Annotated in this window: 18 protein-coding genes and 1 pseudogene; 15 read left to right on the top strand and 4 right to left on the bottom strand. The window is 60.7% G+C overall.

The window, feature by feature from the left end:
- Positions 1-5: 5 nt before the first annotated feature.
- From dxr to lpxB, 9 genes are all read left to right on the top strand, one after another.
- On the top strand, positions 6-1,178 hold the full coding sequence (dxr, locus tag SJY36_RS08060) for a 1-deoxy-D-xylulose-5-phosphate reductoisomerase (RefSeq protein WP_386174150.1): 1,173 nt from the start codon (positions 6-8) through the stop codon (positions 1,176-1,178).
- A 13-nt stretch (positions 1,179-1,191) separates the two neighbouring features.
- Complete coding sequence (rseP, locus tag SJY36_RS08065) at positions 1,192-2,535, top strand: RIP metalloprotease RseP (protein ID WP_386174153.1); 1,344 nt, start codon at positions 1,192-1,194, stop codon at positions 2,533-2,535.
- A gap of 120 nt (positions 2,536-2,655) precedes the next feature.
- The gene (locus tag SJY36_RS08070) at positions 2,656-2,778 is read left to right on the top strand and encodes a hypothetical protein (RefSeq protein ID WP_005853414.1); all 123 of its coding nucleotides are present in this window, start codon (positions 2,656-2,658) and stop codon (positions 2,776-2,778) included.
- Positions 2,779-3,030: 252 nt separating this feature from the next.
- Positions 3,031-5,301 carry an outer membrane protein assembly factor BamA gene (gene bamA / locus SJY36_RS08075; protein WP_386174156.1) on the top strand — a complete coding sequence of 757 codons (2,271 nt, stop codon included), beginning with the start codon at positions 3,031-3,033 and terminating at the stop codon, positions 5,299-5,301.
- 7 nt (positions 5,302-5,308) lie between these two features.
- Positions 5,309-5,860: an OmpH family outer membrane protein gene (locus SJY36_RS08080; protein ID WP_386174159.1), complete on the top strand. Its 552-nt coding sequence runs from the start codon at positions 5,309-5,311 to the stop codon at positions 5,858-5,860.
- A gap of 68 nt (positions 5,861-5,928) precedes the next feature.
- Positions 5,929-6,387, top strand: a complete 459-nt coding sequence (gene fabZ / locus SJY36_RS08085) for a 3-hydroxyacyl-ACP dehydratase FabZ (protein WP_005853421.1) — start codon at positions 5,929-5,931, stop codon at positions 6,385-6,387.
- Complete coding sequence (lpxA, locus tag SJY36_RS08090; protein ID WP_005853423.1) at positions 6,387-7,169, top strand: acyl-ACP--UDP-N-acetylglucosamine O-acyltransferase; 783 nt, start codon at positions 6,387-6,389, stop codon at positions 7,167-7,169. Before fabZ ends, lpxA begins: the two co-directional genes overlap by 1 nt.
- Positions 7,169-7,960 (top strand): LpxI family protein, encoded by a 792-nt coding sequence (locus tag SJY36_RS08095; protein WP_386174162.1) that lies wholly within the window; start codon positions 7,169-7,171, stop codon positions 7,958-7,960. Before lpxA ends, SJY36_RS08095 begins: the two co-directional genes overlap by 1 nt.
- The gene (lpxB, locus tag SJY36_RS08100) at positions 7,957-9,108 is read left to right on the top strand and encodes a lipid-A-disaccharide synthase (RefSeq protein WP_386174165.1); all 1,152 of its coding nucleotides are present in this window, start codon (positions 7,957-7,959) and stop codon (positions 9,106-9,108) included. Before SJY36_RS08095 ends, lpxB begins: the two co-directional genes overlap by 4 nt.
- 148 nt (positions 9,109-9,256) lie before the next feature.
- On the opposite strand, the gene mnmA is transcribed toward lpxB, so the two are convergent.
- Positions 9,257-10,399, bottom strand: a complete 1,143-nt coding sequence (gene mnmA, locus SJY36_RS08105) for a tRNA 2-thiouridine(34) synthase MnmA (protein WP_005853429.1) — start codon at positions 10,397-10,399, stop codon at positions 9,257-9,259.
- Positions 10,400-10,567: 168 nt separating this feature from the next.
- Between mnmA and SJY36_RS08110 the strand changes: the two genes are divergently transcribed.
- From SJY36_RS08110 to SJY36_RS08130, 5 genes are all read left to right on the top strand, one after another.
- Positions 10,568-10,846 carry a DUF1153 domain-containing protein gene (locus SJY36_RS08110; protein WP_005853430.1) on the top strand — a complete coding sequence of 93 codons (279 nt, stop codon included), beginning with the start codon at positions 10,568-10,570 and terminating at the stop codon, positions 10,844-10,846.
- 97 nt (positions 10,847-10,943) lie between these two features.
- The gene (gene ctrA, locus SJY36_RS08115) at positions 10,944-11,663 is read left to right on the top strand and encodes a response regulator transcription factor CtrA (protein ID WP_005853432.1); all 720 of its coding nucleotides are present in this window, start codon (positions 10,944-10,946) and stop codon (positions 11,661-11,663) included.
- Positions 11,664-11,748: 85 nt separating this feature from the next.
- Positions 11,749-13,869 (top strand): NAD-dependent DNA ligase LigA, encoded by a 2,121-nt coding sequence (gene ligA / locus SJY36_RS08120; RefSeq protein WP_386174169.1) that lies wholly within the window; start codon positions 11,749-11,751, stop codon positions 13,867-13,869.
- Positions 13,866-15,956, top strand: coding sequence for an ATP-dependent DNA helicase RecG (gene recG / locus SJY36_RS08125; protein ID WP_386174172.1), 2,091 nt, complete (start codon positions 13,866-13,868; stop codon positions 15,954-15,956). Before ligA ends, recG begins: the two co-directional genes overlap by 4 nt.
- A gap of 98 nt (positions 15,957-16,054) precedes the next feature.
- A complete protein-coding gene (locus SJY36_RS08130; protein WP_005853439.1) occupies positions 16,055-16,183 on the top strand; it encodes a hypothetical protein in 129 nt (42 codons plus the stop codon).
- A gap of 272 nt (positions 16,184-16,455) precedes the next feature.
- Here the strand turns inward: SJY36_RS08130 and SJY36_RS08135 are convergent, their stop codons facing one another.
- The gene (locus tag SJY36_RS08135) at positions 16,456-16,911 is read right to left on the bottom strand and encodes an iron-sulfur cluster assembly scaffold protein (protein WP_386174175.1); all 456 of its coding nucleotides are present in this window, start codon (positions 16,909-16,911) and stop codon (positions 16,456-16,458) included.
- A 75-nt stretch (positions 16,912-16,986) separates the two neighbouring features.
- Between SJY36_RS08135 and hisI the strand changes: the two genes are divergently transcribed.
- The gene (hisI, locus tag SJY36_RS08140; RefSeq protein ID WP_200867202.1) at positions 16,987-17,352 is read left to right on the top strand and encodes a phosphoribosyl-AMP cyclohydrolase; all 366 of its coding nucleotides are present in this window, start codon (positions 16,987-16,989) and stop codon (positions 17,350-17,352) included.
- 3 nt (positions 17,353-17,355) lie between these two features.
- Here the strand turns inward: hisI and gluQRS are convergent, their stop codons facing one another.
- Together gluQRS and trmFO are read right to left on the bottom strand one after the other, a co-directional pair.
- Positions 17,356-18,192 (bottom strand): tRNA glutamyl-Q(34) synthetase GluQRS, encoded by an 837-nt coding sequence (gene gluQRS / locus SJY36_RS08145; RefSeq protein ID WP_386174178.1) that lies wholly within the window; start codon positions 18,190-18,192, stop codon positions 17,356-17,358.
- Positions 18,189-19,542: pseudogene (trmFO, locus tag SJY36_RS08150) on the bottom strand (methylenetetrahydrofolate--tRNA-(uracil(54)-C(5))-methyltransferase (FADH(2)-oxidizing) TrmFO). Before trmFO ends, gluQRS begins: the two are co-directional and overlap by 4 nt.
- Positions 19,543-19,649 lie beyond the last annotated feature (107 nt).

Raw genomic sequence — 19,649 nt, forward strand, 5'->3', positions numbered from 1 at the left:
ACCCCATGAAGAAAGTCAGTATTTTCGGGGCCACGGGCTCTATCGGGCAGAACACCATTGATCTGATCGCGCGCGCACCCGACGCCTATGATGTCGTCGCGCTGACCGGTGCCAGCAATATTGCGCAGCTGGCAGAGGATGCGCAGCGGTTGAACGCGCAGCTTGCCGTCACGGCCCATGAGCATCTGCTGGACGACCTGCGCGACGCGCTATCAGGCACGGGGGTAGAGGCCGCCGCCGGACCCCAAGCCATCAACGAAGCCGCCGCACGCCCCGCCGATTGGGTCATGTCCGCCATCATCGGGGCCGCGGGTCTGGCACCGGGGGTGGAGGCGTTGAAACAAGGCGCGACGCTTGCCCTTGCCAATAAGGAGTCGCTGGTCTGCGCCGGTCAGCTGATGCTGGATACGGCCATGGCACATGGGGCCACCATGCTGCCGGTCGATAGCGAACATTCCGCCGTGTTTCAGGCCCTGATCGGCGAGGATATCTCTGCGGTGGAACGGATCATTATCACCGCCAGCGGCGGGGCGTTTCGGGATTGGCCGCTGGAAAAGCTCGCCGATGCCACGCTAGAGCAGGCGTCGAGCCATCCGAACTGGGACATGGGCCAGCGCATCACCATCGACAGCGCGTCGATGTTCAACAAGGCGATGGAAGTCATTGAAACGCGTGAATATTTTCGCGTGGACCCCGACCAGATCGAGGTGTTGGTGCATCCGCAATCGATGATCCATGCGCTGGTGGGCTTCAATGACGGTGCCTTGATGGCGCATATCGGCCCGCCTGACATGCGCCACGCCATCGGCTTTGCCCTGCATCACCCCAACCGAACGCATTTGCCGGTAGAGCGGCTGGATCTGGCGAAGATCGGCAGCTTTGACTTCCGCGCGCCCGATGACATCCGTTGGCCCGCGCTGCGCCTCGCGCGCGAGGTGATGGCGCGTGGTGGCATGGCCGGTGCGGTGTTCAACGCCGCAAAAGAGGTCGCGCTGGACGGGTTTATCGGCGGCAAGCTGCGCTTTCCCCAGATGGCCGAGATCGTCGAAGACACGATGGAAGCGCTTTTCCCTGACAATGGGGTGATCGATGCGGCCATCACACTTGATAACGTCGCACAGGTGGACCATCTGGCAAGGCAGGCCGCATGGGCCGCAATAACAAAGAGGGCAGGGTAGAGTTTTGGATATAATGGCATTGATCCCGCAGTTTGGCGGGCTGATCTGGACGCTTCTGGCTTTTGTGGTTGCCCTGTCGGTGATCGTCGCGATCCATGAATACGGTCATTATATCGTCGGACGCTGGTCCGGCATCCATGCCGATGTTTTCTCTCTCGGGTTTGGCCCTGTGATCTACAGCCGCTACGACAAACGCGGCACCAAGTGGCAGATCGCGGCGCTGCCCTTTGGCGGCTACGTGAAATTCGCGGGCGATGCGGATGCGGCCTCGGGCAAGGATGTGGCCGCAATGGAAGCGGCCGAGGCGGACCCCAAGCGGTTGCGTGCCACCATGCATGGGGCACCGCTATGGGCGCGTGCGGCCACGGTCGCTGCGGGGCCGGTGTTCAACTTTGCGCTGTCCATTCTGGTTTTCGCGGCCATCGGCCTGTCGGTCGGCGTTCCGCGTGATCCGATGACAGTCGGGGAAATGCACCCGCTGCCGTTTGAACAGAATGAACTGGTGGAAGGGGACGAGATCGTCTCTATCGGCGGGGTGACCCTGCCGCCGGTGTCCGATGCAGCCGCCTATGCCGACGCCTTCGCCAGCATCCCGCTGGACCAGCCGCTGCTCTATGAGGTGAACCGTGGCGGGGACGTCGTGACCGTGGATGGGCCTTACGTCATGCCATCGCTGGTCAAGCAGGTGATGCCGCAATCGGCGGCCTATGAGGCCGGACTGAAAAGCGGCGATGTGATCACCTCGGTTGACGGGGCAGAGATTTTCGCCTTCCGCCAGTTGAAGACCGCTGTTGAAGCCTCTGAAGGCACGCCGCTTGAACTTGATATCTGGCGCGACGGGCAAATGCTGGACATCACCCTGCGCCCCAAAGTGACGGACGAACCGCAGCCAGACGGCAGCTTCAAGTCGCAGATGCGCATTGGCATCGTGGGCGGCACCGCCTTTGACACCGCCACCACGAACCCTGGCGTGCTGACAGCGCTCTGGGGCGGGGTAGAGAACACAGGCCGGATCATCAGCGGGTCGCTGTCGGGTCTCAAGCATATGATCGTCGGCAATATCAGCACCTGTAACCTGAGCGGTCCGGTGGGGATCGCGCAAACCTCTGGCGCGATGGCGTCGCAGGGCGCGCAAAGCTTCATCTACTTTATCGCGGTGCTGTCGACGGCGGTCGGTCTGCTGAACCTCTTCCCGATTCCGGCGTTGGATGGCGGGCATCTGGTGTTCTACGCCTATGAAGCCGTGACCGGCAAACCACCCAGCGATGGCGCGTTGCGCATTCTGATGACCATTGGTCTGACCTTGGTACTGGGGTTAATGGTCTTTGCCTTGGGTAACGATTTATTCTGCCCTTAGGCGATATTTTGCCGCCTAAAAGGGGGTAAAAAGTTACAAAAGTCTTATTGCTGCCTTAATTGGTCAAACGAGCGCCGCAATCGCCTGCGATATTCGATCCAAGTTACAAAGGATACGAGTATGCAGACGTTCAAGACAAGTTATCGCGGTTTGAGCCTTTTGGTTGATCTGAACTGGGACCGCGCTTTGTACTTCGGCTTCCTGATCATCGCGCTGACCGCCGGCGCGTGGATCGGCGCATAACGCCGCTCTCTCTCTCCCTATCCCTGTGCCCTCCCGCACTCTATCGTGATCCAACTGGCCGTCATACACACTATATAGGTGTATGGCGGTCTCTTCGTTTTGACAAAGGCCGCTAACCTGTCTAGTCAGGACGAAAGAGTTTTTTGACAGCGGGTAGGGCAAATGATGCACAACGACAGGTGGAATAAGCCCACCGAAACAGCGGTTTTCACTCCTTTTGCGAAATCCTTGCGCAGCGCTTCTTTTTGCGTAATGTTATCAGTCGCTTGGCTGGTTCCAGCGCCACATGCTGACGCGCAAAGCTATCAGTTCAACACAGTTCAGATCGACGGCAACGAACGGATCGGCGACAGCGCCATCCTAAGCCGCGCAGGAATCGCACGCGGTCGGGCGATCAGCGCGGGCGAATTGAATGATGCTTACCAGAACCTTCAGGCGTCCGGCCTGTTTGAAAGCGTCGCGCTTGAACCGCGCGGCGGGACATTGGTGATCACGGTCGTAGAATTCCCCACGATCAACCGCATCAGCTTTGAAGGCAACGCGCGCATCGACGACGAAGCGCTGGCGTCGGTCGTTGATTCAGACGAACGCCGCGTCTTTAACCCGACCCAAGCCGAAAAAGACGCCAATGCCATCGCGCAGGCCTATAGCAACGACGGCCGTATCGCCGCCCGCGTCCAGCCCAAGGTCATCCGCCGCGACCAGAACCGCGTTGATCTGGTGTTTGAAGTTTTCGAAGGCGACAACGTCGAGATTGAACGCCTGAGCTTTGTCGGCAACCGCGAATATTCGGACCGTCGTCTGCGCCGCGTGCTGGGAACCAAGCAAGCGGGCCTGTTCCGCCGACTGATCAAACGCGACACTTTTGTGCCCGAACGCATCGAGGCCGACCAGCAGATGCTGCGCGATTTCTACCTGTCGCGCGGCTATGTCGACATGCGCATTTCGGCGGCGAACGCTCAGCTGACCGAAGAACGCGACGGCTATTTTGTGCAGTTCAACGTGCAAGAGGGGCAACAGTTCAAGTTCGGCGAACTGACCGTGACCTCGACCATCAACGGGGTGAACGCGGAAGATTATCGTGGCGTGATCAAGACCAAATCCGGTGCCGTCTATTCACCGTCGCTGGTCGAGACGGATATCGCCCGGATGGAACGCAAAGCCATCCGTGACGGCGTAGACTTTCTGCGGGTCGAACCGGTTGTCACGCGCAATGATCGCGACCTGACGCTGAACGTCGAATATCGCATCTCTCGTGGTCCACGTGTGTTTGTCGAACGGATCGACATCGAAGGTAACACCACCACGCTTGACCGCGTTGTGCGCCGCCAGTTCGACAGCGTAGAGGGTGACCCGTTCAACCCGCGCGAGATCCGTGAAAGCGCCGAGCGTATCCGCGCCCTTGGTTATTTTGAAAGCGCCGAAGTCAACGCCCGCGAGGGGTCTTCCCCCGAGCAGGTCGTCGTTGACGTGAATGTTGTGGAACAGCCGACAGGCTCGCTCAACTTCGGTGGGTCGTTCTCGTCCAGTGACGGGATCGGCGTCGCGGTCAGCTTCGCCGAGGATAACTTCCTGGGACGCGGCCAGAAGCTCAAGCTGACCGTCAGCACGGCTGAAGATGCACAGCGCTATGGCTTCAACTTTATCGAGCCGAGCCTCTTGGGGCGTGATGTGGCGTTCGGGCTGAACCTTGATTACGCCGAAACAAGCTCGTCCTTTAACTCCTTCGACACCGAACGTATCGTCTTCCAGCCGACCCTGTCGTTCCCTGTCAGCGAAAACGGGCGGTTGAGCCTCAACTATACCTATGACGATCTTGAGATGTCAGAGCGGGACGATACCACTACCGGTTTCGTCGTCGCCAATGACATCGCCGCGGGCCGTCAGGTGACCTCTTCGATCGGGTATAACTACAGCTACGACACCCGTCGCGCCGGCCTTGACCCGACTTCGGGTGTGCTGCTGCAATTCGGGCAGGATTTCGCAGGTCTAGGGGGCGACACCAAGTTCGTGAAAACCACCGCCAAAGCCATCGGCGAAAAGCGTATCTTCAACGAGGAAGTCACCCTGCGTGCCACCTTGCAAGGTGGGGCATTGGCATGGAGCGAAGGCAACAACCGCGTTTCCGACCGCTTCTTGATCGGCCCATCGATCATGCGCGGCTTTGAAACCGGCGGCATCGGCCCGCGCGATCAAAGCAACGGGTCTGACGACTCCCTTGGGGGTAACCTCTTTGTGGTTGGTAGTCTTGAGGCGGAATTCCCGCTGGGCCTGCCCGAAGAATACGGCATCAGCGGCGGCGTCTTCTATGATGTCGGCAACGTCTGGAACCTCGACGATGTAGAGATCCCCACGGGCTCGTCTATCGTTGGTGAATCCGGTTCGTTCCGCCACGTGATCGGTGTCTCGCTCTTCTGGGATACGCCTGTTGGTCCCTTGCAGTTCAACGTCTCTAAGGCCTTGAAAAAAGAGGACTTTGACGAAGAGCAGAAGTTCGAAGTGACCCTGCGGACCGATTTCTGAGGCCGTTATGAAACTGCGGGCACTCTTGATTTGCCTTCTGCCGGTACTGCCCCTCGCGGCGGTGCCGGTTTTTGCACAACAGCAGTCTGAACGGCGCGTGGTTCAAAGCCCGATCCTGACCATCGATTCAGATCGTGTGTTCAATGAAAGCGCCTTTGGTCTGCGGGTGGCGGATGATGTGGAAACCCAAAGCGCTGAAATCTCTGCCGAAAACCGTCTGATCGAAGCGGATTTGAAGGCCGAGGAGCGCAAGCTCACCGATCAGCGCAGCAAGCTCAGCCCCGATGCCTTCAGCGGGCTGGCGGATGCCTTTGACGAAAAGGTGCAGAAAACCCGCGCGGCGCAAACGGCAAAGGGGCGGGCGCTGAACGAATTGGTCGAGAAAGAGCGCCAGGTGTTTCTGGCCGCTGCGGGCCCTGTGTTGGAACAGATGATGCGTGAAGCCGGGGCGGCCGTGATCCTTGAACGCCGGTCGGTCTTCGTCAGCGCCAACGCCATCGACATCACCGACGAAGCCATTGAACGGCTTGATGCATCGGTCGGCAGCGGCAAGAACTGATCCCCCCGCTTGCCCATGGCGGCCAGAATTGGTAGCCAGCATACAGCTTTTAACAGACAGGACATGCAATGACTGACACCCTGCCAAGTGCCGATATCCAGATGATCCAGCGGATCATTCCGCACCGCTATCCCTTTTTGCTGGTCGATAAAGTGGTCGATATCCAGGGCACGCAAAGCGCTGTCGGGATCAAGAATGTCACGATGAACGAGCCGCATTTTCAGGGGCATTTCCCCGGCATGCCGATTATGCCCGGCGTCACCATCGTAGAGGCGATGGCGCAGACCGCTGCGGTGATGGTTGGTGTCACGCTGGAAATGGCGGATAAGGACATGAAGGTCTATTTCATGGCCATCGACAAATGCAAATTCCGCCGCAAGGTCGTTCCCGGTGACGTCGTCCGGATGGAGCTGAACACCCTGCGCGGCAAACCCGGCGGTAAAGTCTGGAAATTCGGCGGCGTCGCGTCGGTCGAAGGTGAAATGGCGGCCGAGGTTGAATTCACTGCGATGATGGACCTGTCCTGATGGGCAACATCCACCCAAGCGCCGTGATCGAGGAAGGGGCGCAGATCGCGGCCTCTGCCAAGGTCGGTCCGTTCTGCGTCATCGGCCCTCGGGTCGTGCTGCATGACAACGTTGAGGTGAAGTCCCACGCCATCGTCACCGGCGACACCGAAGTCGGCGAAGGCACGGTGATCTTTTCCTTCGCGGTGATCGGTGAAATCCCCCAAGACCTTAAGTTCAAAGGGGAATCCAGCCGCCTCGAGATCGGCAAACGCAACCGTATCCGCGAACATGTCACCATGAACGGCGGCACCGAAGGCGGTGGCGGCGTGACCAGGATCGGCGATGACGGGCTGTTTATGGCGGGCTGTCACATCGCCCATGATGCGATCCTTGGCGATCGGGTGATTGTTGTGAACAACGCCGCCGTCGCGGGCCACTGCATCATTGAAGACGATGTTCTGATCGGCGGGCTGGCCGGTATCCACCAATTCGTGCGCATCGGTCGCGGGGCCATCATCGGCGCTGTGACGATGGTAACAAATGACGTGATCCCCTACGGTCTGGTGCAAGCGCCCCGTGGGGTCTTGGACGGGCTTAACCTTGTCGGGCTGAAGCGTCGCGGTGTCACCCGCGCCGACATCACGGCCCTTCGCGCGGCGTTCCAGATGCTGGCGCAGGGCGAGGGAACCTTCCACGACCGCGCTCGTCGTTTGGGCGAGGAAACCGGCAGCGATTACGTCCGCGAGATCGTCGATTTCGTGCTGGCCGACACGGGCCGTCATTTTCTGACACCGGGTTGATGCTGGCGCTGATCGCAGGGGGCGGCGGACTGCCTCAACGGGTGGCCGGCGCGCTGGCCGATGCGCCTTTGATCTGCGCCTACGAGGGGACGACACCCGTCGGGCTGGTGCCGGATCTGGTGTTCCGGCTTGAAACGCTTGGCACGTTGCTGGCCGAGCTGACCGCGCGCGGCGTGACGCAGGTGTGTTTCTGCGGTGCCGTGGCTCGGCCGCCCTTCGATCCGTCCAAGCTGGATGCGGCAACGCTGCCCTTGGTGCCGGTCTTCCAGAAAGCCCTTGCCGCGGGGGACGACGGTGCCCTGCGCGCCTTGGTCGATATTTTCCAGACAGCGGGGCTGACCGTCGTTGCCGCGCATGACCTCGCGCCGGACTTGATGGCGCGCGAAGGCGTGCTTAGCCAGCGTCAGCCGGATGCGCAGATGCGCGATGACGCCGCGCGGGGTGCTGCCCTGGTGCGCTGCCTTGCGCCGATGGATGTGGGGCAATGCTGCGTCGTTGGGCAAGGGCAGGTCATGGGCATCGAGGCGATTGGCGGCACGGATCACCTGCTGTCGACCCTGCCTGATCGTGCGCGCTCGGCCAGCGCGGTGCTGTTTAAGGGTCCGAAACCCGGCCAAAGCCATCTTGTCGATATGCCCACTATCGGGCCCGACACCCTGCGCCGCGCCCATGAGGCAGGGCTGGCGGGTGTCGTGATCGAGGCGGGGTCTGTCATTCTGCTGGCACCAGACGCCTGTGTCGCCTTGGCGGATGAACTAGACCTCGTGCTATGGGCAAAGGCTGCGACATGAAGGTGTTCATCATCGCGGGCGAACCTTCGGGTGACCGATTAGGGGGCGCGCTGATGGCAGGGCTGAAATCCCTGCGCCCCGACATCACCTTTGACGGGATCGGCGGGACAGATATGGCGGCCGAGGGGCTGAGCAGCCGCTTTGATATGTCCGAACTGTCTGTCATGGGCATCGCCGAGATCCTGCCGAAATACAAATCCCTGATGGCGCGGATCAACGAGACGGCGCAGGCCGTCATTGATGCCAAGCCCGATGTGATGATCACCATCGACAGCCCCGATTTCTCGCTCCGCGTGGCCAAGCGGGTCAAGGCGGCGTCGGATATTCGCACGGTGCATTATGTCGCGCCCACAGTCTGGGCCTGGCGTCCCGGGCGCGCGAAAAAGATGGCGCGGTATATCGATCACGTGCTTGCGCTTTTCCCCTTCGAGCCGCCCCTGATGGAGGCCGAGGGCATGGCCTGCGATTTCGTCGGCCATCCCGTGGTCGGAGAGAAAATCGCTACACACCGCGAAGCCGCTGCCTTTCGTCAAGCCCATGAGATCGGCGACGCCCCCCTGATGCTCGTCCTGCCCGGATCGCGGCGGTCAGAAGTGACGCGTCTGTCGGATGTGTTCGGCGATGCAGTGGCCCGTTTTGCCCGGACACATCCTGATCTGCGCGTGGTCATTCCCGCCGCTGGCCCTGTGGCAGATGCGGTCATCGCGCAGACCCAAGGCTGGACGGTGCGCCCCATCGTGCTGGACCCGCGTGCCGGCAGCAGGGAGGAAGGTGCCGCGATGAAACGGGCGGCGTTTGCCGCCGCGGACGTGGCACTTGCGGCCTCTGGCACCGTGTCGCTGGAACTGGCCGCCGCATCGCTGCCGATGGTGATCGCCTACCGGATGAACTGGCTCAGCTTCCGTTTGATCAAGGCGATGGCGCTGATTGATACGGTGACTTTGGTGAACCTTGTGTCCGACACACGCGTCGTGCCGGAGTTTCTGGGCCCCGATTGCACCGCCGATAAGATCGCTGGCGGTTTGGCGCATGTCTTTGCGCATCCCGAGGATCAAAAGGACGCGATGGCGCTGACGATGGAGAGGCTCGGCAAGGGGGGCGAGAGCCCGGGCCTGCGCGCGGCGCGGGCGGTATTGGCAAAGCTATAGGTCTTTAGGCTGGCTATAGAGTGAAATGAGGGGCGCTGCCTCTCAAACTCACGACCCCATATGAGGGGCGCTGCCCCTCAAACTCACGACCCCATATGAGGGGCGCTGCCCCTCAAACTCCCCGGGATTTCAAACCATTTGGAAGGGGTTAGCCTTTGTGGATCCAGCCACCGCCGAAGATGCGGGTGCTTTCGGGGTCGTAGAAGACGCAGGCTTGGCCCGGCGAGATCCCTTCCTCGGGGGTGAGCAGCTCTACCGTCGCTTCGGTATCCGAGATCGGACGCAGGATCGCGTCTGTCGGAGGGCGGGTAGAGCGTACGCGCACAGCAATGGGCCATTCGCTTTGCGACATGAGCGGGGTGTCACCAAGCCAGTTAATCTCTTTCACGGGCACAGTACGGGTGGCCAGCATTGATTTCGGCCCTACGACGACCTGCGCATTATCCGCATCAAGTTTCACCACATAGAGCGGGTCGGCCAAGCCGCCGATGCCAAGGCCACGGCGCTGCCCGATGGTGTAGTTGATCACCCCGTCATGCTGGGCCAGCACATTGCCGTCGGTGTCGACGATATTGCCGGGATTGGCGGCTTCGGGGCGCAGTTTGCGGATCACCGAGGCGTAGTCGCCATTCGGGACAAAGCAGATATCCTGACTGTCGGGCTTGTCCGCCACGCTCAGCCCGTATTTCGCCGCCAGCGCCCGGGTGTCGTTTTTTGACGGCAGGTGGCCAAGGGGGAAACGCAGGTAGTCCAGTTGTTCGGGCGTGGTCGAGAACAAAAAGTAGCTTTGATCGCGATTGGCATCGGCGGCGCAATGCAGTTCGGCCCCGTCGGGACCCATCTTGCGCTGGATATAGTGACCGGTCGCCATGCAATCGGCATCCAGATCCTTGGCCGTTTCCAGCAGATCTTTGAACTTCACCCGTTCGTTACAGCGGATGCAGGGAACCGGCGTGGCCCCGCCCAGATAGCTATCGGCGAATTCGTCAATCACGGCGTCCTTGAACACGTTTTCATAATCCAAAACGTAATGCGGGAACCCCATGGATTCCGCGACACGCCGCGCATCATGGATATCGATGCCCGCACAGCAGGCCCCTTTGCGCGCCAGTGCCGCACCGTGGTCGTACAGCTGCAGGGTGACGCCGACGACGTCATAGCCTTCCTCGGCCAGCATGGCGGCGACCACGGAACTGTCGACACCGCCCGACATCGCCACAACGACGCGGGTGTCGGCAGGTGCTTTGGCAAAGCCCAACGAATTGAGCGGCGGGGTGCGATCAAGCGGCATGAGAATACTCCGGGAGGTTTGAGGCTTAATATAGGAAAATTAGCGGTACTCTCAAGGGGCGACTTCACGGGTCGTTAACATGCGGCGACCTAGCCTGCACCGGATCAAGAACGGGCCGTGAACAGTGGGCGCGCGTCTTATGTGTAAGGGGTGAAAAGGGGGAAAAAAGTGTATTTGAAAAAGGTCGAACGACCCAGGGCGGTGACCTTGCCCGACGGGTCCAGCTTTAGCCTTGCGGATCTGCCGGATCGCAATACCCGCCGGTGGGTCGCATCGCGCAAGGCTGCGGTGGTGCGTGGCGTGCTATACGGGCTGATCACTGAGGCGGAAGCGGAAGAACGCTATGGTGTGGGGCGGGCGGAATTTGTCGAATGGGTGCGCGCTGTCTCTGAACATGGGGAGGCGGCTTTGCGGGCCACAGCGCTACAAAAGTATAGACAACTTTAAGTTGCTCGCCTAACAACTTGAGCACTATTAACGAGTGGTTAAACTATTTTGTTCACGGTGCCTTTTATACCAAATCCATTTGAGCGGAGTGAGACACATGCGAATACTGTTGGTCGAAGATGACCCAACCACCTCCAAAAGCATCGAACTGATGCTGACCCATGCTAACCTGAACACCTATACCACCGATTTGGGGGAAGAGGGCATCGATCTGGCAAAGCTCTATGACTACGATCTGATCCTGCTGGATCTGGATCTGCCGGATATGAACGGGCATGACGTCTTGCGCCAATTACGGCTGAGCAAGATCCAGACGCCGATCCTGATCCTCTCCGGCTCTGACGACACAGAAAACAAGATCAAGGGGTTCGGCTTTGGTGCCGATGATTATCTGACCAAACCTTTCCACCGCGAAGAACTGGTAGCGCGCATCCATGCGATCATTCGGCGGTCCAAGGGCCATTCGCAATCGGTGATCAACGTCGGGCGCGTGTCGGTCAATCTGGACGCCAAATCGGTGACCGTGGGGGATAAGCCCGTGCACCTGACCGGGAAGGAATACCAGATGTTCGAACTGCTGAGCCTGCGCAAAGGGTCGACCCTGACGAAAGAGATGTTTCTGAACCATCTTTACGGCGGCATGGATGAACCCGAGCTCAAGATTATCGATGTTTTCATCTGCAAATTGCGTAAAAAGCTTAGCAATGCCACGGGTGGCGAGAATTACATCGAGACGGTCTGGGGCAGGGGCTATGTGCTGCGCGATCCGGCCACCATGGGCTACCCCGAACAGGAAAGATTGGCCGTCGGCGGCTAGCCACAAAGGAGAGGGAAATATTCTAGACGCGGGGGAGTTCCCTGCGTATCTAGACCCCAGTTGAAATAGCAGGCTGGGGCTTACCGTGACTGAGAAAACCGCACTTCAGGAGCTTTCCGAGGAGGAGGGCAAAGCCGAATTGGCGCGGTTGGCTGACCTGTTGGGGCGGGCGAATGCGGCCTATCACACGCAGGACGCGCCCGACCTATCAGACGCGGAATATGATCGCCTGAAACGTCGCAATCAGGCGATCGAGGAACGGTTTCCCGGCCTCAAACGCGCTGACAGCCCCAGCGACAAGGTCGGTGCCGCGCCGGCGGAAGGGTTCGGCAAGGTCCGGCATGACGTGGCGATGCTGTCTTTGGGCAATGCCTTCAAGGATGAGGATGTTGTCGATTTCGATGCGCGCATCCGCAAATATCTGGGACTCCCCGGCGGGACGCCACTGGCCTTCACCGCAGAGCCCAAGATTGACGGGCTGTCGCTGTCGCTGCGCTATGAAAACGGGGATCTGGTACAGGCCGCGACCCGTGGGGATGGTGCCGTCGGGGAAAACGTCACCGCCAATGCGCGCACGATTGATACCATTCCGACACGGATCAAGGGCGCACCGGCGCTGCTTGAGGTGCGCGGCGAAGTCTATATGCGCCACGACGATTTTGATGCGCTGAACGCCCGACAGACGGCCAACGGGGGCAAGACCTTTGCCAATCCGCGCAACGCCGCCGCCGGATCCTTGCGCCAGTTGGACGCCGAGATTACCCGCGCAAGGCCGCTGGCGTTTTTCGCCTATGCCTGGGGGGCCTTGTCCGCGCCGCTGGCCGAAACGCAGTTTCAAGCGATAGAGCGGCTTAAGGCATTCGGGTTTGACACCAACCCGTTGACGACGCTCTGCGATGGCCCGCAAGAGATGATCGCGCATTACCGCAAGATCGAAGAGCAACGCGCGACGCTTGGCTATGACATCGACGGCGTCGTCTACAAGGTGAACGATCTGGCGTTGCAAGACCGGCTTGGCTTTCGCTCAACCACCCCCCGTTGGGCAATTGCGCATAAATTCCCTGCAGAACTGGCCTGGACCCGGCTGGAGGATATCACCATTCAGGTCGGCCGCACTGGCGCCCTGTCGCCTGTAGCGCGGTTGAAGCCGGTGACCGTGGGCGGCGTCGTTGTCTCGAATGCGACGCTCCATAACGAGGATTATATCAAAGGGCTCGACAGTAAGGGGGCCCGTATCCGCGAGGGCAAGGATATCCGCGTCGGCGACTGGGTGCAGGTCTACCGTGCGGGGGACGTGATCCCCAAGATCGCGGATGTGGACCTTGGCAAGCGACCCGAGGACGCTAGAGCCTATGTCTATCCAACGACCTGCCCGGAATGTGGCAGCGATGCCATCCGCGAGGAAGGCGATGCGGTGCGTCGCTGTACGGGTGGTTTGATCTGCCCGGCCCAAGCGGTTGAAAAACTGAAACATTTCGTATCACGCGCGGCTTTTGATATTGACGGTCTGGGCGCGAAACAGGTCGAGCAATTCTATGCCGATGGCTGGATCGCGGAACCGGCGGATATCTTCACGCTCAAGGCGCGATATGGCAGCGGCATGCAGCAGCTCAAGAACCGCGAAGGCTGGGGCGAGAAATCTGCCGATAAACTGTTTCAGGCCATTGAGGATAAACGCAAAATTCCCCTGTCGCGGCTGATCTTTGCGCTTGGCATCCGCCATGTGGGCGAAGCGGCGTCGAACCTGATCGCGCAGCATTACGGCAGCTGGACTGCCTTCGAGGCCGCGATGGGGCATGCAAAATCCGGGGATGGCCCAGCCTGGGACGATCTGATCGGAGTGGACGGCGTCGGTCAGGTCATGGCGCAAAGCTTGGTAAGCACCTTTGCCCAAGAGGCCGAGCGTGCCTCGATCGACCGGCTGGTGGCGGAACTGTCGGTGCAGAATGTGGCGCGCCCCGATACCGAAGGCTCCCCCGTGGCAGGAAAAACCGTAGTCTTCACCGGCACGCTTGAAAAAATGACCCGCGCCGAGGCGAAGGCGCGCGCCGAACGTTTGGGGGCCAAGGTCTCTGGCTCGGTCAGTGCGAAAACCGATATTCTGGTCGCGGGGCCGGGGGCTGGCTCCAAGGCCAAGAAAGCGGCGGATCTGGGCATTCAGACATTGGACGAGGACGGCTGGCTTGCGCTGATCGACGGCGCATGACCGGCCGGCCCGAGGCGCTTTTCCCCCTCTTTGCCAAGCTCGAAACGTTGGAAGGGGTCGGGCCGAAGACCGCGCAGAACTTTGCCCAGCTTGGGGTGATGGCCCCGCGGGACCTGTTGTTTACGCTGCCGTATTCCGGCATCGACCGACGGCTGCAGCCCAGTGTCAAGGATGCGATCCTGCCCGCCACTGTTACTGTGGCGGTCACCGTTGGCGCGCATCGGGCCCCTGCAAACAAGGGCGGGGCCTACCGTATTCATGTCGAAGACAGCGCCACCGCCTTTCAGCTGGTCTTCTTTCACGCGCGCGGGGATTACTGGAAACGGCAGATGCCCGAAGGGTCACAGCGCGTGGTGTCGGGGCGGGTAGAGCTTTTTGACGGCATCCCCCAGATGGTGCACCCGGATTTCGTCGTGCCCGAGGCCGAGGCGGGCGATATCCCGACGTTTGAACCGGTCTATCCGCTGACCAGCGGGATCACGCAAAAGCTGATGTATAAGGCCACGCGGGCCGCATTGTCGCGGGTGCCAGAGGTCGGCGAATGGATTGATCCCAATCAAAAAGACCAAGAGAACTGGCCAGATTTTCCCGATGCGCTGCAACAGGCGCACGCCCCGAACGACATGGCTGACCTTTCTGCCGCGGCACCAGCGCGGGCGCGGCTGGCTTATGATGAATTGCTCGCCCATCAACTGACGCTTGCCCTTGCGCGCGCCAAGGACCGGCGGAAGGCGGGGCGCAAGACGGTTGGGGATGGCCACCTGCAGCAGCGCGTGCTTGGCGCATTGCCCTACGCGCCCACCGGTGCACAGACCCGCGCCATCGCCGAGATTGCAAAGGACATGGCCAGCGGCGCGCGGATGAACCGCTTGCTGCAGGGGGATGTGGGCGCGGGCAAAACGCTGGTCGCCTTCATGGCATTGTTGCGGGCGGTCGAGGCAGGCGGGCAGGGCGTGCTGATGGCCCCGACAGAAATCCTTGCGCGTCAACACCTTGAGGGCTTGCGCCCCCTGGCCGAACAGGCGGGTGTGGTGCTTGAGCTCTTGACCGGACGCGACAAAGGGCCCGAACGGCGCGCCAAGCTGAGCGCGCTGGAAAGCGGCGCGATCCAGATCCTTGTGGGCACCCATGCGGTGTTTCAGGCCGATGTCGCCTTTGGCGATCTGCGCCTTGCGGTGGTGGATGAACAGCACCGTTTTGGGGTGCGCCAGCGGCTTGAGCTTGGCAAAAAAGGGCAGGCCGTCGATGTTTTGGTCATGACCGCGACGCCGATCCCGCGGTCGCTGGCCCTCGCGCAATATGGCGATATGGACGTGTCTGTGCTGGATGAAAAGCCGCCCGGGCGCAAACCCATCCGCACCGCCCTGATTGCCACCGACCGGATGGAGGAGGTCGTGACCCGCTTGCGCGCCGCCATCAGCGAAGGGCGGCAATGCTATTGGGTGTGCCCGCTGGTCGAAGAAAGCGAGGTCAGCGATCTGATCGCCGCAGAAGCGCGGTTCAAACACCTGCGTGCGGCATTGGGCGAAGGCGTGGTCGGGCTGGTCCATGGGCAGATGCCGCCCGCCGACAAGGACGCGGCCATGCGTGCCTTTCAGCAAGGGCAGACCAAGCTGCTGGTCGCCACCACGGTGATCGAGGTGGGCGTCGACGTGCCGAACGCCAGCATCATCGTGATCGAGCGCGCCGAAAGTTTCGGGCTGGCACAGCTGCACCAGCTGCGCGGGCGCGTGGGACGGGGGCAGGCGGCCTCTACCTGCTTGCTGATGTATCAAGCCCCGCTCAGCGAAAGCGGCCGCCAGCGGCTTGAGGTTTTGCGCGAAAGCGAGGATGGTTTTGTGATCGCCGAGACGGACCTGAAGATGCGCGGGACCGGTGATCTGATCGGCACGGCACAATCCGGCGTACCGCGGTTTCGGGTGGCGGATCTGGAGAAACAGGCGGCTTTGATGCAGGTCGCCCAATCGGATGCGCGCGCCTTGCTGACTGTGGACCCTGATCTGACTACACCGCGCGGCAAAGCCGCCCGGCTGCTGTTATGGCTGATGCGCCAGGACGAGGCGATCCGTTTGATATCAGTGGGTTAGCAATTTAATCTTATTTTGTTCCCTTGTGTTCTCATAAAGTTCTTTACACAGGGGTTTGAAAATGAGAACAAATAGGCAACGGAAACGGGAGAACGCAAATGACCACGATCCTTACAGTCAAAGCCATTGCCAAACGGTCGAAAGACACGCTGTTGCAAGATGCCGCAGGGGCGGCTGCCTTGGTTGTCATCCTCGTGGTCGGCCTGCACCTTCCCGCCTTCGTTTGACTTCTGCCTGCGTAAACCGTGTTGTTTTGATCTAGCCCGCGCATCTGTCCCAAACTCTATGCGTTGGCGAAGTCCGCAATACCTTCGTCCCTGTGCCCGAGTTGTCCCCTCTGTCACGGATCAAAACGAGCCTTCACGGTCACCGCACCCTTACGCCGCCATCCTGCCCGGATGTGCGGCGTTTTTTTGTGTAGGCGTTCGGTGGGGGGCGTTCGCTGATAGGGCGGCATCGCTGCCGCGGCGCTATTTGCGCAGGTGGCCGCGGAACGGGCCTAGCCGTTTTGCGCGACCTCTTGGGTCTGTTCCATCGCTTCGGCCAACGCCTCTATCGTCAGCAGGATGGACGCATGACGGTTTTTATAGGCCACCGCGGGGGTCAGCACCTCGAACCCGTCAAAGGGGGCGTCGGGCACGGGGCCTTGGCCTTTCAACATCGCTTTCAACTGATCCCGCGCCGTCTGGATCTGATCCAACGTGGCACCAACTGCCGCCGCACCGGCCACAGCGGCAGAAGCCTGACCCAAGGCGCAGGCCTTCACATCCTGACCCATCTGCGCCAGCTTGCCATCTTCGACCACGACATCGACCGTGACGGTGGACCCACATAGGGGCGAGCGCCGCGTGACGCTGGCATCGGGATTTTTCAAGCGCCCCAGATGTGGGATGTCAGCCGCAAGCCCCAAAATCCGCGCCGAGTATAGCTTGATCAGGTCTGTCTCGTCACTCATGGCTGTTCCTCTGTGTCGTTAACCCTTACATAAGCCTTCACGCGGATGATGCAAAAACAAACTGAAGGCACGGCGATGGACTTTGACACCAGCACATTGAAATTCAACGAAGCAGGGCTGATCCCCGCGATTGCACAGGATGCGACCACGGGCGAGGTGTTGATGATGGCGTGGATGAACGCGCAGGCCGTCACCCAAACGCTGGAAACCGGCCGCGTCACCTATTGGAGCCGCTCGCGTCAGTCATTCTGGATCAAGGGCGACACCAGCGGCCACGTGCAAGAGCTGGTCGAGCTGCGCATCGACTGTGACCGCGATTGTCTGCTGGTGAAGGTGAACCAGACGGGGGCGGCCTGTCACACAGGACGGCGAAGCTGCTTTTATACGCTGGTCGAAGACGGTGTCGAACGCATCACGCTTGACGTAATGGATGATGAATAGGCGCTAAAGCCCTATCATTGCACGAATATCTTGTGGTGACGCGCCTTCGCTCCGGTACAGGGAAATTGCGCGCGCGTCGTCGCGTTTTGCCAGCCGTTTGCCATTTTCATCACGGATCAAATCGTGGTGGAAATAGCGCGGAGGTTTGTGGCCCAGCAGATCCAGCAGCAACACTTGCACCTGAGTGAAGTCAAACAGATCCACGCCGCGCACCACATGGGTGATCCCCTCGCGGATATCGTCGATGGCAGACGCAAGGAAGTAGGCGGCGGTCTGGATGTCTTTGCGCCCCACCACGATATCACCGATCTCTGTCAAAAGGGCCGCGTGATCAAGGGGATGGAGGCCAGCGTGTAGCGGCCCGTTCTCTATGAACCCCAACCCGTCTGACGCCTGCTCAAGCGCGCGGTCCATATGCAGGCGGATGGCGTCATTCGGTCCGCGGTCGTCCATGCTGCGCGTTTTGCAGGTCTGCGGATAGACGCTATGCGGTGCCCCTTCCTGCGGCGCGGCGAGTGCGGCAGCAATATCTTTGCGGCTACAGCGGCAGGGATAGGTCAATCCACGTGAAGAAAGCGCCTCAACACTTTGATTATACACATCAAGGTTTTCGGATTGCATCAGAGGTGGTGCATCCCATGTGATGCCCAGCCACGCCAGATCGTCCAACGCTTGGCGCATGTACTCGGGCTTTGATCGCTCCAGATCCGTGTCCTCGAACCGCAGCAAAAAGCTGCCACCTTGCGCGCGCGCCATATCATGGGCCACCAGCGCCGAATAGGCGTGCCCCAGATGCAGCGGCCCGGTGGGCGACGGCGCGAACCGGGTGCGAAAGCTCATGCTGCGGGCGTGGTGCCGTCCAACCAGCCCTGCCAGTTTGTCTTGGCGCGGTCGGTGTAGGCTTTATAGCGATCCTTGCGGCCGCGACGGCCGGATTTCAGCCCCTCGACCGGTGGGAACAGACCAAAGTTGACGTTCATCGGCTGGAAGGTTTTCGCATCCGCGCCGCCAGTGATATGGGTAATCAAGGCGCCGGTCGCAGTGGTCGGCGGGGGTGGTGCGGCCGCTTCGCCCTTGATTTCGGCCACGGCCAGACGCCCGGCAAGCAGACCCATCGCAGCGCTTTCCACATAGCCTTCGACACCGGTGATCTGCCCTGCAAACCGTACGTTCGGCTGGCTGCGCAGGCGCATCTGGTCGTCCAACAGCGTGGGCGAGTTCAGGAAAGTATTGCGGTGGATACCGCCGAGCCGCGCGAAGGAGGCATTTTCAAGCCCCGGAATCATCCGCAGCACCTTCTGTCTGGGCCCCGTATTTCATCTTGGTCTGGAAGCCGACGATATTATACAACGTGCCCAGCTTGTTATCGCGGCGCAGTTGCACCACGGCATAGGGTTTATTGTCGGGATCATGGGGATTGGTCAGGCCGACGGGCTTCATCGGGCCAAAGCGCAGCGTTTCGCGTCCGCGTTCGGCCATCACCTCGATCGGGAGGCAGCCGTCGAAATAGCCCGCCGTCTCGCCTTCCTTGAATTCGGTTTTATCCGCGGCCAGCAGCGCGTCGATGAACGCTTCGTATTGGTCTTTGGTCATCGGGCAGTTGAGGTAGGCTGTACGCTCTTCCTCGGTCTCGCCCTTGTCATAGCGCGATTGCATCCACGCTTTGCTCATATCGATGCTGTCGTGGTAGATGATCGGCGCGATCGCGTCGAAAAAGGCCAGTGCTTCGGCACCGGTTTCGGCAGCAATGGACTGCGCCAGATCGCCCGAGGTCAGCGGGCCGGTCGCGATGATCCAGTGACCCTCGCGCGGCAGATCGGTGATCTCGCCATATTCGACAGAGATATTCGGGTGCGCCATCAGCGCGTCTGTCACCGATTGCGCGAAGGGATCACGGTCCACCGCCAAGGCACCGCCGGCGGGCAGGCGGTGTTTCTCGGCGGTCGCCATGATCAGCCCGTTGGCGGCACGCATCTCCCAATGCAGCAGCCCCACGGCGTTCTGTTCGTTATCATCCGAACGGAAGGAGTTGGAGCAGACCATTTCCCCCAGCAGCCCCGTCTGATGCGCGAAGGTGCCGACCTTGGGCCGCATTTCATGGAGCACAACCTGAATGCCCGCGTTCGCCGCCTGCCAGGCGGCCTCTGATCCGGCCATGCCGCCGCCGATGATATGGAGTGTATGTGTCATGCCAGCGATGTAGGGCAGGGGCTGTCGCGGTGCAATAGCCAGCGGTGCCTGTCGCGAAACGCGTGCCCGCGGCCCTTAGGGCCGTCAAACATGTCGATTGAATGTGA

The organism is Sulfitobacter sp. R86518 (genome assembly GCF_042466275.1).
Taxonomy (GTDB): Bacteria; Pseudomonadota; Alphaproteobacteria; order Rhodobacterales; family Rhodobacteraceae; genus Sulfitobacter; species Sulfitobacter pontiacus.

Coding starts and splice junctions, on each gene's coding strand:
- recG (WP_386174172.1), top strand. CDS start 13,866: ATGACCGGCCGGCCCGAGGCGCTTTTCCCCCTCTTTGCCAAGCTCGAA.
- mnmA (WP_005853429.1), bottom strand. CDS start 10,399: ATGCCGCTTGATCGCACCCCGCCGCTCAATTCGTTGGGCTTTGCCAAA.
- SJY36_RS08080 (WP_386174159.1), top strand. CDS start 5,309: ATGAAACTGCGGGCACTCTTGATTTGCCTTCTGCCGGTACTGCCCCTC.
- SJY36_RS08095 (WP_386174162.1), top strand. CDS start 7,169: ATGCTGGCGCTGATCGCAGGGGGCGGCGGACTGCCTCAACGGGTGGCC.
- bamA (WP_386174156.1), top strand. CDS start 3,031: ATGTTATCAGTCGCTTGGCTGGTTCCAGCGCCACATGCTGACGCGCAA.
- SJY36_RS08130 (WP_005853439.1), top strand. CDS start 16,055: ATGACCACGATCCTTACAGTCAAAGCCATTGCCAAACGGTCGAAAGAC.
- dxr (WP_386174150.1), top strand. CDS start 6: ATGAAGAAAGTCAGTATTTTCGGGGCCACGGGCTCTATCGGGCAGAAC.
- lpxB (WP_386174165.1), top strand. CDS start 7,957: ATGAAGGTGTTCATCATCGCGGGCGAACCTTCGGGTGACCGATTAGGG.
- lpxA (WP_005853423.1), top strand. CDS start 6,387: ATGGGCAACATCCACCCAAGCGCCGTGATCGAGGAAGGGGCGCAGATC.
- fabZ (WP_005853421.1), top strand. CDS start 5,929: ATGACTGACACCCTGCCAAGTGCCGATATCCAGATGATCCAGCGGATC.
- SJY36_RS08135 (WP_386174175.1), bottom strand. CDS start 16,911: ATGAGTGACGAGACAGACCTGATCAAGCTATACTCGGCGCGGATTTTG.
- ctrA (WP_005853432.1), top strand. CDS start 10,944: ATGCGAATACTGTTGGTCGAAGATGACCCAACCACCTCCAAAAGCATC.
- gluQRS (WP_386174178.1), bottom strand. CDS start 18,192: ATGAGCTTTCGCACCCGGTTCGCGCCGTCGCCCACCGGGCCGCTGCAT.
- rseP (WP_386174153.1), top strand. CDS start 1,192: ATGGCATTGATCCCGCAGTTTGGCGGGCTGATCTGGACGCTTCTGGCT.
- SJY36_RS08070 (WP_005853414.1), top strand. CDS start 2,656: ATGCAGACGTTCAAGACAAGTTATCGCGGTTTGAGCCTTTTGGTTGAT.
- hisI (WP_200867202.1), top strand. CDS start 16,987: ATGGACTTTGACACCAGCACATTGAAATTCAACGAAGCAGGGCTGATC.